Source organism: Acinetobacter sp. YH01008 (assembly GCF_013420435.1).
Classification (GTDB): Bacteria; Pseudomonadota; Gammaproteobacteria; order Pseudomonadales; family Moraxellaceae; genus Acinetobacter; species Acinetobacter pseudolwoffii.
Genome location: NZ_VOYD01000010.1, coordinates 65,215 through 83,541, shown reverse-complemented (window position 1 = coordinate 83,541; position 18,327 = coordinate 65,215). Strand labels below are relative to the sequence as shown.

Annotated in this window: 16 protein-coding genes; 7 read left to right on the top strand and 9 right to left on the bottom strand. The window is 44.6% G+C overall.

The annotated features are described in order from the left end of the window. Window positions 1–21 precede the first annotated feature (21 nt). Window positions 22–2,121 (top strand): TonB-dependent receptor domain-containing protein, encoded by a 2,100-nt coding sequence (locus FTT75_RS07895; protein ID WP_180186206.1) that lies wholly within the window; start codon window positions 22–24, stop codon window positions 2,119–2,121. Window positions 2,122–2,157: 36 nt separating this feature from the next. On the opposite strand, the gene FTT75_RS07890 is transcribed toward FTT75_RS07895, so the two are convergent. Next, entirely contained in the window at window positions 2,158–3,159 is a 1,002-nt protein-coding gene (locus tag FTT75_RS07890; RefSeq protein ID WP_100534424.1) for a hypothetical protein, read from the bottom strand. Between the two features lie 14 nt (window positions 3,160–3,173). Further along, entirely contained in the window at window positions 3,174–4,211 is a 1,038-nt protein-coding gene (locus tag FTT75_RS07885; protein ID WP_159138419.1) for an alpha/beta fold hydrolase, read from the bottom strand. A gap of 309 nt (window positions 4,212–4,520) precedes the next feature. Here FTT75_RS07885 and FTT75_RS07880 point away from each other — a divergent pair, with 309 nt between their 5' ends. After that, window positions 4,521–5,135 carry a carbonic anhydrase gene (locus FTT75_RS07880; protein ID WP_005096244.1) on the top strand — a complete coding sequence of 205 codons (615 nt, stop codon included), beginning with the start codon at window positions 4,521–4,523 and terminating at the stop codon, window positions 5,133–5,135. Window positions 5,136–5,178: 43 nt separating this feature from the next. Here the strand turns inward: FTT75_RS07880 and FTT75_RS07875 are convergent, their stop codons facing one another. Continuing rightward, window positions 5,179–5,808 carry an arylesterase gene (locus FTT75_RS07875; RefSeq protein ID WP_180186205.1) on the bottom strand — a complete coding sequence of 210 codons (630 nt, stop codon included), beginning with the start codon at window positions 5,806–5,808 and terminating at the stop codon, window positions 5,179–5,181. Between the two features lie 11 nt (window positions 5,809–5,819). Between FTT75_RS07875 and FTT75_RS07870 the strand changes: the two genes are divergently transcribed. Further along, window positions 5,820–6,545, top strand: coding sequence for an ABC transporter ATP-binding protein (locus tag FTT75_RS07870; RefSeq protein ID WP_005096248.1), 726 nt, complete (start codon window positions 5,820–5,822; stop codon window positions 6,543–6,545). 1 nt (window position 6,546) lies between these two features. Next, on the top strand, window positions 6,547–9,039 hold the full coding sequence (locus tag FTT75_RS07865) for an ABC transporter permease (RefSeq protein WP_180186204.1): 2,493 nt from the start codon (window positions 6,547–6,549) through the stop codon (window positions 9,037–9,039). A 51-nt stretch (window positions 9,040–9,090) separates the two neighbouring features. Here the strand turns inward: FTT75_RS07865 and FTT75_RS07860 are convergent, their stop codons facing one another. Further along, window positions 9,091–9,909, bottom strand: coding sequence for a rhomboid family intramembrane serine protease (locus FTT75_RS07860; protein ID WP_180186203.1), 819 nt, complete (start codon window positions 9,907–9,909; stop codon window positions 9,091–9,093). Between the two features lie 79 nt (window positions 9,910–9,988). Here FTT75_RS07860 and mtgA point away from each other — a divergent pair, with 79 nt between their 5' ends. Beyond that, on the top strand, window positions 9,989–10,663 hold the full coding sequence (mtgA, locus tag FTT75_RS07855; RefSeq protein WP_005096252.1) for a monofunctional biosynthetic peptidoglycan transglycosylase: 675 nt from the start codon (window positions 9,989–9,991) through the stop codon (window positions 10,661–10,663). A gap of 111 nt (window positions 10,664–10,774) precedes the next feature. Continuing rightward, complete coding sequence (gene ppk1 / locus FTT75_RS07850; RefSeq protein WP_159138415.1) at window positions 10,775–12,856, top strand: polyphosphate kinase 1; 2,082 nt, start codon at window positions 10,775–10,777, stop codon at window positions 12,854–12,856. Between the two features lie 61 nt (window positions 12,857–12,917). Here the strand turns inward: ppk1 and FTT75_RS07845 are convergent, their stop codons facing one another. The 5 genes from FTT75_RS07845 to rubA all read right to left on the bottom strand — a co-directional run bounded on the left by FTT75_RS07845 (window position 12,918) and on the right by rubA (window position 17,117). Then, on the bottom strand, window positions 12,918–13,505 hold the full coding sequence (locus tag FTT75_RS07845; RefSeq protein ID WP_180186202.1) for a response regulator transcription factor: 588 nt from the start codon (window positions 13,503–13,505) through the stop codon (window positions 12,918–12,920). A 254-nt stretch (window positions 13,506–13,759) separates the two neighbouring features. Further along, window positions 13,760–14,668, bottom strand: a complete 909-nt coding sequence (gene oxyR, locus FTT75_RS07840; RefSeq protein WP_005172010.1) for a LysR family transcriptional regulator OxyR — start codon at window positions 14,666–14,668, stop codon at window positions 13,760–13,762. A 13-nt stretch (window positions 14,669–14,681) separates the two neighbouring features. Beyond that, a complete protein-coding gene (gene estB / locus FTT75_RS07835) occupies window positions 14,682–15,620 on the bottom strand; it encodes an esterase EstB (protein WP_005172008.1) in 939 nt (312 codons plus the stop codon). Between the two features lie 57 nt (window positions 15,621–15,677). Beyond that, window positions 15,678–16,856, bottom strand: coding sequence for a rubredoxin reductase RubB (gene rubB / locus FTT75_RS07830; protein ID WP_100328821.1), 1,179 nt, complete (start codon window positions 16,854–16,856; stop codon window positions 15,678–15,680). A 96-nt stretch (window positions 16,857–16,952) separates the two neighbouring features. Then, window positions 16,953–17,117, bottom strand: coding sequence for a rubredoxin RubA (gene rubA, locus FTT75_RS07825; RefSeq protein WP_005096258.1), 165 nt, complete (start codon window positions 17,115–17,117; stop codon window positions 16,953–16,955). A gap of 488 nt (window positions 17,118–17,605) precedes the next feature. Between rubA and FTT75_RS07820 the strand changes: the two genes are divergently transcribed. Continuing rightward, window positions 17,606–18,148: an adenine phosphoribosyltransferase gene (locus tag FTT75_RS07820; RefSeq protein ID WP_005096259.1), complete on the top strand. Its 543-nt coding sequence runs from the start codon at window positions 17,606–17,608 to the stop codon at window positions 18,146–18,148. Window positions 18,149–18,327 lie beyond the last annotated feature (179 nt).

Sequence of the window (18,327 nt, the reverse complement as noted above, 5' to 3'; positions counted from 1 at the left end):
AACTCTTAGGACGCGCAAGGTATGAATAAGCCCTTCTTAAAAACAACTTTAGCTTTCGCAGTATTTACAGCAATGACTGTTTCAGTCCAAGCGCAAGACCAAGTTACTGAAGAAAAAGAGGGAATCGTACAGGCTGATGCGACCAAATTACAAACGATTGTGGTGACTGCTAGTGGACAGGCAGTTGATGTTAAATCTGCGCCAGCTTCAATTAGTGTCATTACGGCAGAAGACATACAGAAACAGCCTGTTTCAAGTCTGGCCGATATCTTGAAACGCGTGCCCGGCGTAACAGGGGGCCTAAGTTCAAATGGGGCAGGTTCAAAAATACAATTACGCGGGATGCCTGACAATTACACGCTGATCTTAATTGATGGTAAACGTGTGGGCTCTTCTCGAGATACCAATTATCGTGCAAACCTAGGACATCAAGATCTAAACTGGGTGAGACCAGAAATGATTGAACGTATTGAGGTTGTACGTGGACCCATGTCTTCTTTATATGGCTCTGATGCGATGGGTGGAGTGATCAACATCATTACCAAAAAAACCCCTTCAGAATGGGGTGGCTCATTGACCTTAAACCATACCATGCCAACGACATCTTCGGATTTAGGGCGAACCATTCAATCAGGACTCGTGGGATATGGCCCTTTAACCGATACACTAGGTATGCGTGCCACAGTCGGGATCACTGAACAGGAAGCGGATCAAGGCTATCAAACCTCTGACCGTAATCTTCCCGGAATGGCAGGAAGTAAAGCAACCGGACAATCGGGTAGTCGTGATCAGAATGCGAACTTAAAGTTTGATTATACGCCGAACGATATTCATAGCTTATCTTTAGAGCTGGGTTATAGCTTGCAAGAGAATAATGCCTCGACCACGCCTCAGGTGGTGGATGGTAAAGAACAGGCTTTATTAGCATGGGGTCCATCTGAGTTAGAACATCGTTCAGTGTCTCTATCACATGATGCTCAATGGGGTTTCGGTGATTCAAAAATTACGGCTTACTACAATGATTATGATCAAAGTCAGGTGACAGAGACTGGGCCGACCACACAAAAATCCAAGGAAAGCATTGTAGAAGCTAATCTCAATATTCCGTTTAAATTAGGTGTGGAGCATGTTGCGACAGTGGGAGGTCAATGGAAATCAGAAGAACTGGTTAATACCCGTAATATTGGGCTGGCTATTCCAAGTTATGACGGCAAAGAATATGGTTCAGAGCTAGAAGGAGATACTTGGGCATTGTTCGTTGAAGATAAAATTGTTTTTAATGATCAAGTCAATTTGACCCTTGGTAATCGTTTTGATCATCACGATAAATTTGGCACACATAATAGTCCACGTGCTTATTTGGTGGTGCAACCAAATGATGCATTGACTATTAAAGGTGGTGTTGCTCAGGGCTTTAGAGCTCCTTCACTCAAAGAGAATACTGCAGGTGCAGCGACGCGTTCAGGGGGGAATGGATGTACATCCTTGAAACCTTTAGGCTATGTATCGGGCGGATGTTATATGGCGGGTAATGCAGACCTGCAGCCTGAAGAAAGTACCAACTATGAACTTGGATTTAATTTTGCTCAAAATGATTTTGATCTCGGTTTAACTTATTTCCACACAGATTTTAAAAATAAAATTGAATATCGTGCTTTAGGAGAAATTAATGGGGTGTGGTGGACACAATATCAAAATGCTGAAAAAGCGCGTGTACGGGGCTTGGAAGCAAGTGTGGCATTACCACTTTTAGAGAATTTAAGCTGGAAGATCAATGCAACCTATTATTTTGAATCAAAAAACTTAGTGACTGGCAGAAATCTTTCAACGATTCCCGAGTTATCCGTTTATAGTGCACTCAACTGGACTCCCACTGATCCACTTTCATTGGAACTTGCAGCGCAATATACCGGTGAACAATATACGGCAAGTATTGAAGATACGGTAGTGATGCAAAAACCACATACGGTATTTAACTTATCTGCGAATTATGAAGTGAACGATCAAGTGACTGTTCGAGGTGGTCTCAATAATTTATTTGATAAAAAATTAGTAAATGCTTCAAATGATTATTATCTGGATCGTCAGGAAGTCTTTGTCGGACTGACTTATAATTTCTAAACAATTTAAAAGCCGCTCTCGAGCGGCTTTTAAACTTTATACTTTAAGAATCTTCAAAGTATCTTCTGAATAATAAAACTGTTCCAGATATCTGCGTGTACGTTCACGTAAATGACCTTGTGAAACCATCTGTTGAATGATCGGGTTCAACAATTGCTGTAACTCATGCTGGATTAAGGCTTCATCAATATTCAGATCACGCAGCAAGCTGTCAAAAGTATGTTCCTGATTGCGCACATACCAGGTATGAATTCCATCATGAACTTGCTGTTTTAGATAATCCGTCTGACGCAAATGATCCCAGATCTCATGTCCTAAACCGACTGTCTGATTTAAATCCTGAAGCTCAATATAATTTTTCAATACCGATACCGGCATATCTTTAATTTTATGCCAGAGATTGGCCTGAAAATGATAGAGTTTTTCATCATCAAAGTGCTGGTTCAGCACATGTTCACTCATCTGGCTCAGTTTTAAAATATTCTTTTGCAGATAACGCGCAATAGTACTGTCCAGATCCGTATCGGTGACATTTTCCAGTACCGACTTGCCCATTTTCATAAAACGGGAAACCCCGGGCACGCTTTTAGCGATGACAGAATTATCCAGATAATCCTGAATGGAATGCTGGATCAGTTGCGTGATCATGGCCGAAAATGCCGGATTATTCACGACGGTCTTAATCAGACGCTGACGATGGCCACTTTTACTGGCAACATATTGTGCGATTTTATCCACGGTCAGGACTGGAATCACATCGGCAATTTTGGTCGTATCGTTGGCCGGATGTACCAGTGCAAAACGGATATGCTCAGCAATCTGCTCAATCAGAAAGCTGCTGGCAGCAGTATCCAGAATCTGTTTTTGTAAAAGCTGATGAATCAGATCACAGCTCCATAGATCTTTCAGGTTCTGTTTACGCAACCACAGATAAAACGCATGAAACTCAGTTTGAATCGTTTCAGATTGAGAAAATGCCTGATCGAGAAAATCAAGTTGAGCATCGATCAACTGCTCAATCATCGGGTGTTTCTGCATAACGGCTCTGAAACTTAATTTAAAGGAATGAGTTTATCAGCAAGCGGGTTTTTTAGGGTCTGGGTCTTGGCCAGAAAAGGCAAATAATGTTGTGCCACCTGTTTTTCTGCTTCCAGAATCGGCATATGCCCGACATTGTTCAGAATCACCGGCGTTTCGGCACGTTTCAACAGGGCATGCAGTTCTTTAACCACTTCGACATTGATGATCCGGTCCTGTCTGCCCCATAAAATCAAGGTCGGTGCTTCAACTGTGCGGGTCAGGCGGGCAAAGGTTTCCGGTGTGTAAATCCGGTTCAGCATCACGACCTGATCAATCGATTTACTGGTCTGCTCAGAACGTGAAATCAGCAGTTTTTCCTGTGCATACTGGAGCTGATAAGGAATTACCGGCGGGTTCTGCATCAGCTGTCTGGAGACATCTTGCAGATCACCGGGCTTGCTGACGATCAGGTCTTTTAGGGCTTGCGGGTCTTTGGTATAGGGCGTATTGCCCATTTTGTAGAGACCGGCACTATTGATTAAAAACAGGCTTTGCGTATCGAATGGATATTGTGAGGCATAGACCGTGGCAATCGATCCCCCCAGGGAATGTCCGGCAATATGTAAATTCTCGTCTACATTTAAGGTTTCAATGAATAAACGCATCTGAGAAGTCACATTGGGCACAGAAACATCGAAACTCTCTGGAACCTTGGTATCACCGTTGCTCGGCAAGTCAGGAATAATCACATGATAATGTGGAGTCAGAAACTGTGCGACCCGATTCCAGTTATCTCGCGTTCCTGCCAGACCATGAATCAGCAGAATTGAAGGCTTGTTCTTGGCACCACCTTCACTGTAGCTCCAGGTCACATCACCGATTTTAAGTGTCTTGGATTGAAGTCCAGCCTGTGTTCGTTCCTGCAGCAGATGTTGTTGTAATATTTTGGCAGGCTTTTCATTCGGCTGGCTAAACATATATTGACTATGTGCAAAGCTCGGCAATGCCATCGTAAACGCGACTAAGGTCGAGCAGATTATTTTCGAGCGCAACTTTATTATTTTCTTCATTGGCACATTCCCCAAAAAATATACAGCGAGCAAATTGCTCAAATACTTCCATGTTGTAAATTTGCTATTTCAGTCAAATAAAAACATTATTCTTCATTCTATTTTAAATCAATCCTGGCGCTTGTCACCCATTAGTTTTTTGCTGAACAGCATTGAATGATCTAGAAATGTGATGTGCTGCACACAAAATCCCTGCTGAAATGAAATTAGATAAATGTTAAAAATTTAAGCAGCTAAGATTTTTTGCAAGTGACATTCAAAAAAACTGGCAGTAAAATATTGCAACTAAAACATCGGTGATAGAAAAGAATGCTCACAGCTCAAGAAGCTTTAGAACGTCTTAAACAAGGGAACCAACGTTTTGTCAGCGGTGATACCTCGCATCCAAAACAACTGAGCCACCAACAGCGCGCAGAAATGGCAGAGGATCAGAACCCATTTGCAATTGTACTGGGCTGTTCAGATTCGCGTGTCCCGGCTGAAATGGTTTTTGATCAGGGTCTCGGTGATCTTTTTGTGATTCGTGTTGCAGGCAATATTGTCGCACCATCACAGGTCGGGAGTGTTGAATTTGCGGCGGAACGCTATGACTGCGCTATTGTTGTAGTCTTAGGTCATAGTCATTGTGGCGCGATCCAGGCCACCATTGATACCTTAATGTGCCCAGATTGCCCGCCGTCGGCAAACCTGATGTCGATTGTAAATCGAGTACGTCCTTCTGTTGAAACCTTAATGCAAACTGAACTGAAAAATGACTTGGCAAAATTGTCCAAGCATGCCGTGCGTTCTAACGTATTTGCATCGGTTAACCAACTACGTCATGGTTCAGCAGTATTAGAAAATCTGATTGGTCAAGGACAACTCAAAGTGGTCGGTGCTGAATATTCACTGGAAACAGGTGAAGTATTGTTCTTTGATTTTTAGGCAAAATTTATTTAAATACAATCTAAAATAACTTAAAGGCGCTTTATAAAGCGCCTTTAATGTATGGATAGGCATTATTTAGCAGGATGGTTTGTGCCTTGGCATTTGGATGAATCAGATCCTTTTGCATCAGGATTTTATTGCCGGCCACACCCTGCATAAAGAACGGTAACAATTTCACCTTATATTGCTGGCTCACTACCTTATAATTATTTTCAAAGGCCTTGCTATAGGCCTGTCCATAATTAGGCGGCATCTTCATACCAAATACCACGACTTTGGCCTTGGCTTTCTGGCTTTGCTGAATCAGGCTGGCTAAATTTTTTTGAATCATTTGCGGCGGCTGTCCGCGTAAGCCGTCATTACCCCCCAACTCAATCACCACAAGGTCTGGACGATGCGTCTGCAACAGTTTCGGCATTCTGGCCAGCGCTCCACTGGTGGTTTCTCCACTGACACTTGCATTGACCACTTTATGCTGTTTCGGATACTGTTGCTCTAAACGCTTTTGTAATAAATGTACCCAGCCTTGTTGTGGCTGAATACCGTAACCAGCACTTAAACTATCACCTAAAATCATAATCGTCTTTGCTGATACTCCGAGCGGTAACAGGCACAGACTGAGCAAAAACAAGTAAGACAATACCCGAGTTTTCTGATTAAGATCTTTCATATAGGACACGTATGATTCAAAGTAGCAACGATTCGAACATCATGCCACAGGCGATTATTTCTGCCCAGAAATTGACACAAAAGATACAACTTTCACAAAAACAGCTGACTATTTTTGAGGATCTTGATCTGGAGATTATGGCAGGCGAGCAGGTGGCAATTACCGGTCGTTCCGGCTCGGGGAAATCCACATTGCTAGGCATTCTGGCAACGCTGGATCAGGCCAGTTCAGGCCAGCTCATCGTCAGTGGCGAGTCGGTTTCTACCTTGAATGAAGAACAACGTGCGTTGGTGCGCCTGAAAAATATCGGGTTTGTGTTTCAGTCTTTTCAGCTCTTGCCACATCTGACTGCCCTTGAAAATGTCATGCTGCCACTGCGTTTACAGCCCAGTTTCAAATATGCAGAAGCTGAACAAAAAGCCTTGGCGCTACTGCATAAAGTTGGTCTGGATCGGCAGGCACAACAAACCCCGAAAGTCCTGTCTGGCGGGGAGCAGCAGCGTGTCGCGATTGCCCGGGCACTGGTCAGTGAACCGAAAATTATTTTTGCCGATGAACCCACAGGCAATCTCGACGGTGAAACTGCCAAGGAAATTGAACAGCTTTTGTTTCAGTTGAATCGGGAACTGGGTACGACTTTAGTTCTGGTGACGCATGACCGTAAACTGGCACAGCAATGCCAGCGACATTTTGAACTGCTGAATGGCCAGTTGATTGAACATCCGAGTGGAGGATGAGATGAACCCTCTATTTCGTCCTCTACTCACACAAAGTTTTAAAAGTACCGGAATTTATCTGTTAATTATTGCCTTAACTTTGGCGATTAGTGCAACAACAGCGCTCAAGTTTAGCAATGAACAGATTCAGAATGCAGTGGCCTTGCAGGCCGCAGAAATGCTGGCCGGTGATCTGGTACTTTCGGACAATGAGCCTCTACCAAAAGAATGGCGTGATCAGGCCAAACAGCTGGATTTACAGCAGTCAGAAGTCACTTTCTTTAGCACCATGGCCTATACCGATGAACAGTTTGTCATGGTCAATGTCAAAGCCATTGATCAGGCTTTTCCCTTGCGTGGCGAGCTGCAGGTGCAACCTGCAAAAACGAAGATTCAATCGGGTGAAATCTGGCTCAGTCCACGGGCTATGGACCTGCTCAAAGTCAAACTGGGCGATCAGCTGAATATTGCCGATGCGGCGTTTAAAGTCACAGCCAAGATTGAACAGGATTCTAATCAGGAGCTCGGATTTTCTGGCTTTTCGCCAACGGTGATTATTTCTCAGGCGGATGTGGCACGCACCAATGCGATTCAGGTGGGTAGCCGGATTGAATATCGCTTGCTCATGGCTGGCCGTCCAGACAATACGCAACAATATGAAGCCTTGTTCAAGCAGCAGCTCAAGTCCGAAAACGGCTCGGCTGAAACGCCAGCAGAAGTGCAGGGACAGGAATTTGAGGAGCAAAGCAGTCTCCGGTTACGCAATGCCAGTGAGGGCAATACCCGCTTAATGAAGCCGATTGCCAACCTGGATACCTTCCTGCAACTGGCCAATATTCTGACCATTTTATTATGTGGTATCGCGATTGCTCTCACTGCGCAGCGTTATGTCCAGCAGAATCAAGATCATATTGCCTTGATGCGTTGTATCGGTGCGACCAAACAGCAGATTTTATCGGCTTATCTGGCCTTGCTCGGCACAGTACTGCTGATTGCCATGTCGATTGGTACAGTGATCGGCATTGGTCTGGGTTATGGGTTATTACAGTTAATGCTGCAACTGATTCCCAACTTAGAAATTGAATTCTCTGCTATGGCGATGCTGCTCGGGCCATTACCAGTCGCGATGCTGACCAGTGCGGTGGTGCTGTTGGGCTTTGTCATGCCGAGCCTATTGCAACTGTTGAACACGCCACCAATTCGAGTAATTCGCCAGCAGGAAAAATCAGTGCAATCCATGCTGTGGATGCTGCTGACCGGAACGCTGAGCCTGATTATTTTTAGCGTGATTCTAACCGAAAATCTGCTCCTGACTGCCTGGGTAATTGGCGCGATTATTGTGTTATGTGCAGTGTTGTATCTGACGGTATGGTTGATCTTAAAACTGCTGCGCAATCAGAAATTGAATCTGTCAGCCTATGTACGAACACCATCTCAAACAGCCTTACAGATTACCGCTTTGGCCTTGGGTCTCAGTCTGATTACAGTATTAGCCGTATTGCGCACAGACCTATTAGAGCGTTGGCAGCAACAGTTGCCGCAAGGTACACCAAATCAGTTTGTGTATGGTTTGCCGCCGTTTGACATGCCAGACCTAAAAGCTCAAATTGAGCAGAATGGCTGGAAAAGTACACCACTTTATCCGAACGTTCGTGGGCGTCTGGTGGCTAAAAATGATCAGCCTTTTGCTCCAGAATTAGTCAAAAGCAATAATACTTTAAAACGCGAGCTGAACCTGACCCAGTCCGACAGCTATCCACAGGATAATGTGATTATTCGTGGTGAAGCAGCTTTACAACAGGTTGGCACGGTATCGGTCGAAGCCAATACTGCTGAAGAATTAGGTATCAAGATTGGCGACAAGCTCAGTTTCAGTCTGCCTGAAGGTGTGCTGGAAGCGAAGGTCATCAATTTAAGAACGGTCGAGTGGGAAAGTTTTAGTCCGAATTTCTTCTTTATTTTTGCCCCGAATAGCATGGATGCCAATGCCGGAAGTTATCTGGGCAGTTTCTATGTGCCGGAACAAGATAAGGACAAACTGGTGTCTGTGATCCAGCAATTTTCCAATACGGTGTTTATTGATGTCAGCCTGATTCTGGAAGAGATCAAGCGTATTGTGAATGTACTGGTGCAGATCGTGACGATTCTGGCCGTGCTGGTTAGTATCTCCGGTTTTCTGGTACTGATGGCTTGTCTGAACCTGCTCATGGATGAACGCAAACGTGAAGTGGCCTTGCTACGGTCATTTGGCAGCTCCAAACAAAAACTGAAAACCATGATGAGTCTGGAAATTGGTTTTATCGGACTGTTTGCCGGAGTGGTTTCCTGTCTGTTTGCCGAAGTGATTAGCGCAATCGCCAGTTATCGTATGGATTTAATGATTCAGCCACACTGGGAAATCTGGATTATCCTGCCGATTTTCATGACTGTGTTATGTGCGCTGATTGGCCGTTATCGTCTGAGCTATCTGTCGGACATTCCGCCCTTACAAAGCTTGCGCGAGATGAATCAGTAAGATTCATCTCCATGGCTTTTTAAATTCGCTGGTATTTAAAGCGGCAATGATTTAAAGCTGCAATTGTTGTCGCATCAGGTCGAGAATCTCTTGCCACAGTGGGCGAATTGCTTCGATCAAGGCCAAGTTATGTTGATAAAGCAGCATACAGAGGCCAAAACCAATCACTAAAGCGATCAGGTTGATCAGGCGGCTACGCTGCATTTTTTGTCCGGCATACCACAGCAAGGTTAAAAAAGCGCCCATCAACATGCCACCAATATGTGCGGCATTGTTGATTCCGCTGATCATAAAGCCCATGGCCAGGTTCAGACCCATCACCATCACCAAGGTCTTTTTATCTAGAATAAAACGTTGCTGGGGCAGCATCGGCAACAGGGCCAATACCGTCAGTGAAGCGCCGAGTCCCATCACCGCACCGGATGCACCGGCACTGACCGCCGGCAATAAACTTGGGTTGGCCACACCCCCTGCAATCAGATCATAGCTGTCCTGAATGTTCATATAGCCACTGAGCAAACTGCCCATTAAGCCGGCACACAGGTATAAGCCAATAAAATACATCCGGCCAAACAGTTGTTCGGCAACACTACCAAAAATATACAAGGCCCACATATTCAACATCAGGTGAATCAGGCCAAAATGGAAAAACATGCTGCTAAACAAACGCATGGGTTCCGCTAAATAGGTTAAAGGTGCATAATCGGCACCCCAGAGAATCGCATCTCGGGTACTCGGCTGGCTGATATCCATACCATTGATGGCCTGCCAGCCAAATAATCCGACATTAATCGCGATTAAAATGGCCGTGATCCACCAGAGCTGCATTTCAAGTTTGCGGTGTACGACAGGGGGAGCGTATTTAGACATGCTATTTTTTTTTGCTGTGATTGTATATTTCGAATAAGCTTAACACGAAAAATCAAATTTTCAGGAGTAACGCACTGACATGAAAGCCTTTCTGATCCGCACGATATTAGTCATCGTCAGTGTGATTTTACTGATTCAATTGTGGATCTTTGCCAGTCTGGCCTGGTGGCGAACCAATCCGGTCAATACCACCATGATGATGCGGATTGATTACTGGACGGAACCTTCCAAAGCCATTCAACATCAATGGCGTCCCTATGATGAGATCAGCCTGAATCTGAAACGTGCCATTGTCACTGCAGAAGATGGAAAATTCATTCATCACCATGGTTTTGACTGGGACGGCATTCAAACTGCGCTGAATAAAAACCGGGATCAGGGCCGGGTGGTGGCTGGGGGGTCTACCATTTCCCAGCAATTGGCGAAAAACCTATTTCTGGTTAATAAGCGTTCATTTGTACGTAAAGGCCAGGAAGCGGTGGCCACCTGGATGATGGAACGCATGTGGTCGAAACAGCGGATTCTGGAAGTCTATTTAAACTCGATTGAATTTGGTGACAATATCTATGGCGTAGAAGCCGCAGCCAAACATTATTTTGGCAAAACTGCGCAAAGCCTGACTCAGGATCAAGCGATCTTTCTGGCGGCCATTCTGACCAATCCAAAATATTTTCAGGATCATCGCAACTCCTCTGCCTTAAATGCACGCAAGCGCATGATTCAGCGTTATATGCGTTATGCAGAATTGCCTTAAATAATTATTTAAAGAAAAAGCCCAGTTTTTGGGCTTTTTTTTATGAAATTGTCATCAATTTGAAGCATACTTGAACTGATAAGCACAATTTTAAATCCGCATAGGTTTGATATGAATACGGCAGCCAGCACTACTTCAGCACAGCCCGAATATACATATAATGATCGTTATATAAATCGTGAACTGTCTATTTTAGACTTCCATTTACGCGTCCTGGAACAGGCTGTCGATCCTTTACATCCTTTGCTTGAACGCATGAATTTCCTGTTAATTTTCTCGCGTAATCTGGACGAATTTTTTGAGATTCGGGTCGCAGGAATGATGGAACAGTTAGATTTGGACAATGAAAGTCGCAGTCCGGATGGCCTGACCCCAAAGCAGGTGCTGGAACAGATTTCCAAAACTGCACATGCTGCGATTGAACGCCAGTACCGTATTTTAAATGAAGAAATTTTGCCAAAACTGCGTGAGGAAGATATCTGTTTCTTGCGCCGTGGTGAACTGACTCCGGCACAATCGGCCTGGGTGAAAAAATATTTTCAGGAACAGGTTGCGCCCGTCCTGACGCCAATTAGCCTAGACCCTGCACATCCGTTTCCACGTCTGGTGAATAAATCACTGAACTTTATTGTGACTCTCGAGGGTAAAGATGCCTTTGGCCGTCAGATTGATCTGGCTGTGGTGCCAGCGCCGCGTTCGTTACCACGCGTGGTACGTCTGCCAGATGAATTAACCGATGGCAAAGAGCATCATGTGATGCTGTCCGCGATTATTCATGAACATGTTTCGGATCTGTTCCCAGGCATGACAGCGACCGGTTGCTATCAGTTCCGTGTCACGCGGAATGCCGATCTGGCCCTGAATGAAGATGTTGAAGATTTGGCTAAGGCGCTTAAAGGCGAACTCAGTTCACGCCGTTTTGGCCGTGCTGTACGTCTGGAAGTGACAGAAAACTGTCCGCAGCATATTTATGAATATCTGCTGAATGAATTTGATCTGGAAGAAGAGCAGCTTTATAAAGTCGCAGGCCCAGTCAATCTGGCGCGCTTACTGTCTAATTTCAAGCGCCCGCATTTACGCTATGATTCACATACCCCGATCATTCCCAAAGTACTGAAAAAATCTGAAAATATTTTTAGTGCCATGCAAAAACAGGATATCTTGCTGCATCATCCGTTTGAGTCTTTTGCACCGGTCATTTCATTGTTGCGTGAAGCTGCACGTGATCCACAAGTGCTGGCGATCAAACAGACCCTGTACCGCAGTGGCCCGGATTCTGAAATCGTGCAGGTGCTGGCGGAAGCTGCCCGCAATGGCAAGGAAGTCACGGCCGTGATTGAATTGCGTGCACGTTTCGATGAAGAATCCAATATCGAAGTGGCTAATGTCCTGCAAGAAGCCGGTGCGGTGGTGGTCTATGGCATCGTTGGCTATAAAACCCATGCCAAAATGATTCTGGTGGTACGCCGGGAAAATAATAAACTGGTGCGCTATGTGCATCTGGGAACCGGCAACTATCATGCCGGCAATGCGCGGATCTATACCGATTATGGTTTGCTCACCACGGACAAAGACCTGTGTGAAGATGTGCACCGTATCTTTCAGGAGCTGACCGGTATGGGGAAAATGGCCAAGCTGAAAAAGCTGTTACATGCGCCATTTACCTTACATACCCAACTCATTAATTATATTGATAATGAAATCGTGAATGCCAAAGCAGGCAAGCCGGCGCAGATTATTGTCAAAGTTAATGCGCTGACCGAGATGCAATTGATCAATAAACTCTATGAAGCTTCTCAGGCCGGGGTACAGATTGACCTGATTATCCGCTCGATTTGTAGTTTGCGTCCGGGATTGCCAGGTTTGTCTGAAAATATTCGGGTACGTTCGATTGTCGGGCGTTTCCTGGAACATACCCGCGTGTATTATTTCAGCAATAACGGTAATGCACGGGTTTACTGTTCAAGTGCAGACTGGATGGATCGTAACCTGTTTAACCGGGTCGAAGCCTGCTTCCCGGTAGAAGATGAAGTGTTGAAAAAACGCATCTATCAACAGGGGCTACTTAACTATCTGAAAGATAATCAGCAATCCTGGTTATTACAAGGGGATGGAACCTGGCTGCGGGCACAGCTGCAAGAAGGTGAAAAGCCACATAATGCTCAACGCATTTTATTGGACTTGTTTAAATAAATGATCTCGAGAGGCTGAAAATTCAGCCTCTTTTCTATCCAGAAAATAGCATTCAAGGGTTTTAATCAGAGGATATCAGCAGTTTGAGATAGATCTGTTTGACCTGGGCATACATCTGATAGTCAGTCAGCTGGAGCTGGTGCTGTATGTCTACTGGGGTTTTTTGCTGGCTGAGTAAGTGTAAGAGCTGCAATTCGGTTACCTTGAGACAGGTTTTGTCAGTGAGCTGGTACAGGATATGTTCTGCCAGTTCAGCATGGATATAGGCACCGCCGCGCAAGACAATTTTCAGGCTTTCAGCAAACTGGATGAATGAAGCCTGAGGTTGGATATAGCTATTTGCACCAGATAAGATTGCTGAATAAATGAGTGCTGTGGATTCACTCTTGAGTACGGCAACTACAGGTGTATTTGGGGTATGCCGTTTCATCTGGCCGATGAAATGAATCTGTGAGGCTTCTGTCAGGTGATAAAGAATCAAGTTAGGCAGATGTTCGGCAATCATCTCTTGTGCAGATTGGAAATTGTCTGCATACAGCAGCATATCTGGTTGATAGCCCAGTTGTTGCAGTACAGTCTGAGTTTTGGACAGGTTCAGGTCAGTAAATGAAGCGATGACTAAAACCGGTGCAGGCAAGAGGGCAGCCAATAAGCTCAATCCTGTTGATTCTAAGAGAAGGCTATACTGTGGATGAAGCAAAATAAAATGAATATCCCAAAAAATAGGGATTTAACGATAATCACCTCATCTTCGTCTTAAATAGCATTTATTACAGATTAAAACCGATGACATTAACAGTCAGCTTGAGACTTTAGCAGGTCTATGATGGTTGGTTATATCCACTTTGAGATATAAAAAAAGGAGCAACGGGTGTGCTCCTTTTAATCATCTAAAATTTTAGCTCAAGCAGCATTGTGCTGAGTGATTTTTTGGAAAATCTGTAATAACACATCAAACTCGCTTTGTAGCGGCGTACTTTTACGCGTCACCAATGCCAGGGTGCGACTTGGCGCAGAGTTGATTGGCTTGACCAGAATCTCAGGGTTGGCTTTGATCATATTGGTATAAATCGCAATTTCTGGCAATAAAGTAAAACCAAGATTTGCAGAGACCATTTCGATTAAAGTCGGCAAAGAGCTGGCTTTTAAACGATGATCATTTTTACGCTCACCAATCGGGCAGGCACTCAGGGCATGATCACGTAAGCAATGACCTTCCTCAAGTAACATCAGGCGAGACAGATCAAGATCTTCCAGAGAATTCGCTTGTGCAGCGTGTTGGTCTGATTTTTGATAAACCAGATACAGATTCTCTTTGGCAATCTCGGCCACTTTCAGGCCACGTGTATCGAAAGGCAGCGCCAAGGCCACCATATCCAGGTTGCCATGTTCCAGTTTTTCTACAATTTTCTCGCTTTGTGCTTCATGCAGATGCAACTGGATTTTTGGTAATTGTTTATGCACTTCTTCTAGCAGCTGTGACAGCAGGAAGGGAGCAATCGTAGGAATCACGCCAAGATGTAAATCACCGGTTAAGGGTTCACTCATCTCACGACTTAAGCGCATCAAGTCCTGAGCATCAGCCAGTAGAACACGTGCGCGTGCAACCACTTGTTCACCAAGAGGCGTTAAACGAACATTCTGGCGGTCGCGTTCAACAAGTACGCCACCGAGTAAACGCTCCAGCTCCATAATGCCGCCAGACAAAGTTGACTGGGTGACAAATGAGCGGCGAGCAGCTTCTGTAAAATGTAGCGTCTCTGACAGTGTTACGAGGTATGACAGCTGTCTTAAGGAGGGTAGTGCAGCCATAGTGTCCTAATGTTTATGATTTAAAATGATCAGCAAATAATTCGCTAAGATATGGAATAAAATGCGGTGGGATATCATGCCCCATTCCATCAATTAATTCAAATTTAGCCCCTGGAATCGCTTTTGCAACGGCCTTGCCATGACTAGGAGGCAGCAATCGATCACGAGCACCATGAACCACCAGGGTCTCTTGCTTGATTTGCTTGTTCAGTTGCAGCAATGAACCTGTACATAATATTGCTAAAAACTGTTGAAGTACACCGGCAGGATAGTAACTTCGTTTATATAATTTACGTGCGGTCTGCACCGCTTCCAGATGATTGACATAACCTGGCGAACCGATGATGTTAAACAGTTTTAGACTATGATCTACAATACCATCTTCATCTGTTGAAGCCGGTTTGTCAATCAAACTAAAGAGTTGCTTGGGAAAGGGCGGTGGCAACAGCGGCTGATTGTTGCTGGTAAACAGTAAACCCAGTTTTTTGACTTTGTCCGGATAGCGTGCCGCCAGAATCTGGGCAATCATGCCACCCATGGATGCACCCAATACATCAACCTGATCCAGCCCCATTTTTTCAATCAGCAGACTGACATCTTCAGCCATATCATACAGGTCATAAGGTGCACCCTGATTGCCCAGACCGAGCACAAAACGGCTCATCATTTTCAGGGTGTTCAGGCGTGGACCCTTGTTATGGATTTTTGAAGACAGGCCAATATCGCGATTATCAAAACGTACCAGATGGAAACCTTGATCAATCAATGATTTGCAAAAAAAGTCAGGCCAGTACAGCACCTGCGCACCCAGTCCCATAATCAGGAGCAGCGTAGGATTTTCCGGATTTCCGCCCACCTCGACATGTAATTCCACACCATTACCCAGATCAACTCTGGTTTCACGCATGAAAGAACTATATGGAGAAAGATTAAACTGTAATGCGCTGTGCATAATTGCTGTCCTAATTAAAGGATATTTTGTTTAAAAAATATCCTGAGTATTAAACCTCTAAACCACAGCAGGAATCAAGTCAGGAACCTGCTTGGTCAAAGACAGACGTTGTTTGCCCGCAGTTGCACCCAAGAGTACAAAGCCACGTAAAGTGCCGCTACCGTCGATGGCTTTGGCCAGCATGCCATCTTCCAGCTCTTCAGTTTCCCAGGTGACCTCAACATCGACTGGTGCAGGCAGGACAGTTAAAGGTGCAGCAGGCGTTTTCACTGCCACTGGCATAGCCGGATAATGTACAGCCGTATGTTCGCCATTCAGGGTTTTTGCCAGCGCGCGCGCCTGTTGCATGATGGGCATGACATAAGGCAATAAGGTACCATTCACTTCAGCACAGTCACCTACGGCATAAATATCGGCATGATTGGTTTCCAGTTGCGCCGTGGTTAAAATTCCACGACTGGTATGAACATCTGCCTGTTTGGCCAAAGAAATATTCGGCTGTAGACCTACCGCAGACAAAACCACATCAGCAACGAGAGACTGACCATTGGCCAGCATGACCAAATAGTCACCATTTTCAGCACGAGAGACCTTCTCGACCGTGGTGCCCAAGACGAAATGAATGCCGGTTTCTTCAAGGTTTTTCTGGAAGGCCGTTGCAACATGTTCAGGTAATAAACGGCCCAGCGGTTGAGGTGCCAGATCGATCACTGTGACCTGATGCTCGGTATTTTGCAGGTCATTGGCAAATTCGCAGCCAATCAGGCCTGCGCCTAAAATCACCACGCGTTTATCTTCACGTGCCGCCAGATTGCTGCGGAACGTCTTATAGTCACTTAAATTATTTACCACATGAATGTCATCACTGGCATCACCGGAAATGGCTAAACGTACCGGGTTGGCACCGACCGCCAAGACCAGTTTGGAGTAATTCTGGGTGCTTTCCTGACCATCTTTCTCAAGTACCAGCTGATGGTCTTCCGGATGAATGGCTTTGACCCAAGTCTGCTGTTCAATCCGCATATTCAGTTGTGCCGACATTTTTGCAGCATCGCCCAATGCAATCTGTTCAGGCGCTTTCTTGCCAACCAAAGCATTGGAAAGGGTAGGTTTGGCATAATTTATCGCATCATCCGCGCAAATCATCCGCAGTTCATGCTCTGGATTAAGTTTGCGAAATTCACGTGCTACAGCATAACCTGCCATACCTGAACCAATAATAACGATAGGATGCATAGTCGTTTCCATGCTGTAGGGCTCCATGCTGTTTTATATGAGGATAAAAAGGACATAAAAAAAGACCATATCGACATGGTCTTTAACTGGGCGTGCTCAGACTTCGATCATTTCGAAATCGACTTTAGACACGCCACAATCTGGACAGGTCCAGTCATCCGGGATATCTTCCCATTTGGTTCCCGCCACGATGCCGTCTTGAGGCCAACCTTCCGCCTCGTCATAAATCCATCCACAAACGATGCATTGATACTTTTTCATGTAACTCTCCAAAACTGAGCAAGTGTAACCGTCAGCTTAAAATCCATAAAATGGCAAGACTCTAAAAGAATATGACTTTTTAACAGTGAACATATTTGGCTAAATTTTTACGCAGTTCTATTCAGAAAGTAAAGTGAATAAAAGCTTAATCAGCGAAATTAGCAGCAGAATGACTTTGGGATTCAGTATTTCTCTGAAAATGAGTCAAATCGGCTTTGCTGGCAAATGCTGTGGAGTGATGAAGCGGCTGCTGTGGCAAAATTTAGCTTAAATGAGGCGTTATAGACCAAAGTCGTGCAGTAAAAACTGAGGTTTTTATATAATTTAGAATCAGTAAAGTCTGGATTAAATATTTTTATAATAAATGAATTTAATAAAATCAATAACTTGTGCTTAAATATTGAGTTTTTATTATACAGCTCGGCTTGTTCATTGGCTGGAAATAGGTTTAAAATTCGCATATTCCTTTTCTTTTTTTAAGATCTCCCATGAGCAATTTATCTACTTCTTTGTGGTCTCACATTCGTACGGTCCAAGATTTTCCAAAACCAGGAATTTGCTTTTATGATTTGACCCCACTTTTCATGAGCAATATTGGTCCATTGACTGATGCCCTGATTGCCAGCATTCCTGCTGACAAACTAGCAGAAGTAGAAAGCTTTATCGCAGTGGAAGCACGTGGTTTTGTGTTGGCGAGCCTGTTGGCACAACGTACCGGCAAAGGCTTGTTATTGGTGCGTAAAGCAGGAAAATTGCCGCCTCCAGTCGTGGGTGTCGGTTATAGCCTGGAATATGGTCTGGATCGTTTAGAAATGTCTGCGGAAGTTCAGTCTCAGAAAGTCATCATTGTTGATGATGTTCTGGCAACAGGCGGAACTTTAAAAGCGGTAAATGAATTGGCACTCAAATGTCAGCATGAAGTACTAGGTGCAAGTATCTTTCTTGACCTTCCTGATTTGCATGCTGAATTAGGTCTGGATATCTGGTCAGTACTGGATGATAAATCTCAGCCTGAAGCTGCGGTTGCCTAAATTGTAGATTTAAAAAAAAGCTCCTCAATATCGGTAATGTCGGTCAGTTAAGAAATTGACTGGCATTTTCTTTTTTAAATTCATGATCATATTTGACAAGTAGAAAAGTCATCCGCAACTGTTTGAGGCAGGACTAGATTTAAAAATGATTGTTTCTGCGACAAATTTACTAGTCGATG

Coding starts and splice junctions, on each gene's coding strand:
- FTT75_RS07890 (WP_100534424.1), bottom strand. CDS start 3,159: ATGCAGAAACACCCGATGATTGAGCAGTTGATCGATGCTCAACTTGAT.
- FTT75_RS07820 (WP_005096259.1), top strand. CDS start 17,606: ATGAGCAATTTATCTACTTCTTTGTGGTCTCACATTCGTACGGTCCAA.
- oxyR (WP_005172010.1), bottom strand. CDS start 14,668: ATGGCTGCACTACCCTCCTTAAGACAGCTGTCATACCTCGTAACACTG.
- FTT75_RS07860 (WP_180186203.1), bottom strand. CDS start 9,909: ATGTCTAAATACGCTCCCCCTGTCGTACACCGCAAACTTGAAATGCAG.
- estB (WP_005172008.1), bottom strand. CDS start 15,620: ATGCACAGCGCATTACAGTTTAATCTTTCTCCATATAGTTCTTTCATG.
- rubA (WP_005096258.1), bottom strand. CDS start 17,117: ATGAAAAAGTATCAATGCATCGTTTGTGGATGGATTTATGACGAGGCG.
- ppk1 (WP_159138415.1), top strand. CDS start 10,775: ATGAATACGGCAGCCAGCACTACTTCAGCACAGCCCGAATATACATAT.
- FTT75_RS07875 (WP_180186205.1), bottom strand. CDS start 5,808: ATGAAAGATCTTAATCAGAAAACTCGGGTATTGTCTTACTTGTTTTTG.
- FTT75_RS07895 (WP_180186206.1), top strand. CDS start 22: ATGAATAAGCCCTTCTTAAAAACAACTTTAGCTTTCGCAGTATTTACA.
- FTT75_RS07885 (WP_159138419.1), bottom strand. CDS start 4,211: ATGAAGAAAATAATAAAGTTGCGCTCGAAAATAATCTGCTCGACCTTA.
- rubB (WP_100328821.1), bottom strand. CDS start 16,856: ATGCATCCTATCGTTATTATTGGTTCAGGTATGGCAGGTTATGCTGTA.
- FTT75_RS07870 (WP_005096248.1), top strand. CDS start 5,820: ATGATTCAAAGTAGCAACGATTCGAACATCATGCCACAGGCGATTATT.
- mtgA (WP_005096252.1), top strand. CDS start 9,989: ATGAAAGCCTTTCTGATCCGCACGATATTAGTCATCGTCAGTGTGATT.
- FTT75_RS07880 (WP_005096244.1), top strand. CDS start 4,521: ATGCTCACAGCTCAAGAAGCTTTAGAACGTCTTAAACAAGGGAACCAA.
- FTT75_RS07865 (WP_180186204.1), top strand. CDS start 6,547: ATGAACCCTCTATTTCGTCCTCTACTCACACAAAGTTTTAAAAGTACC.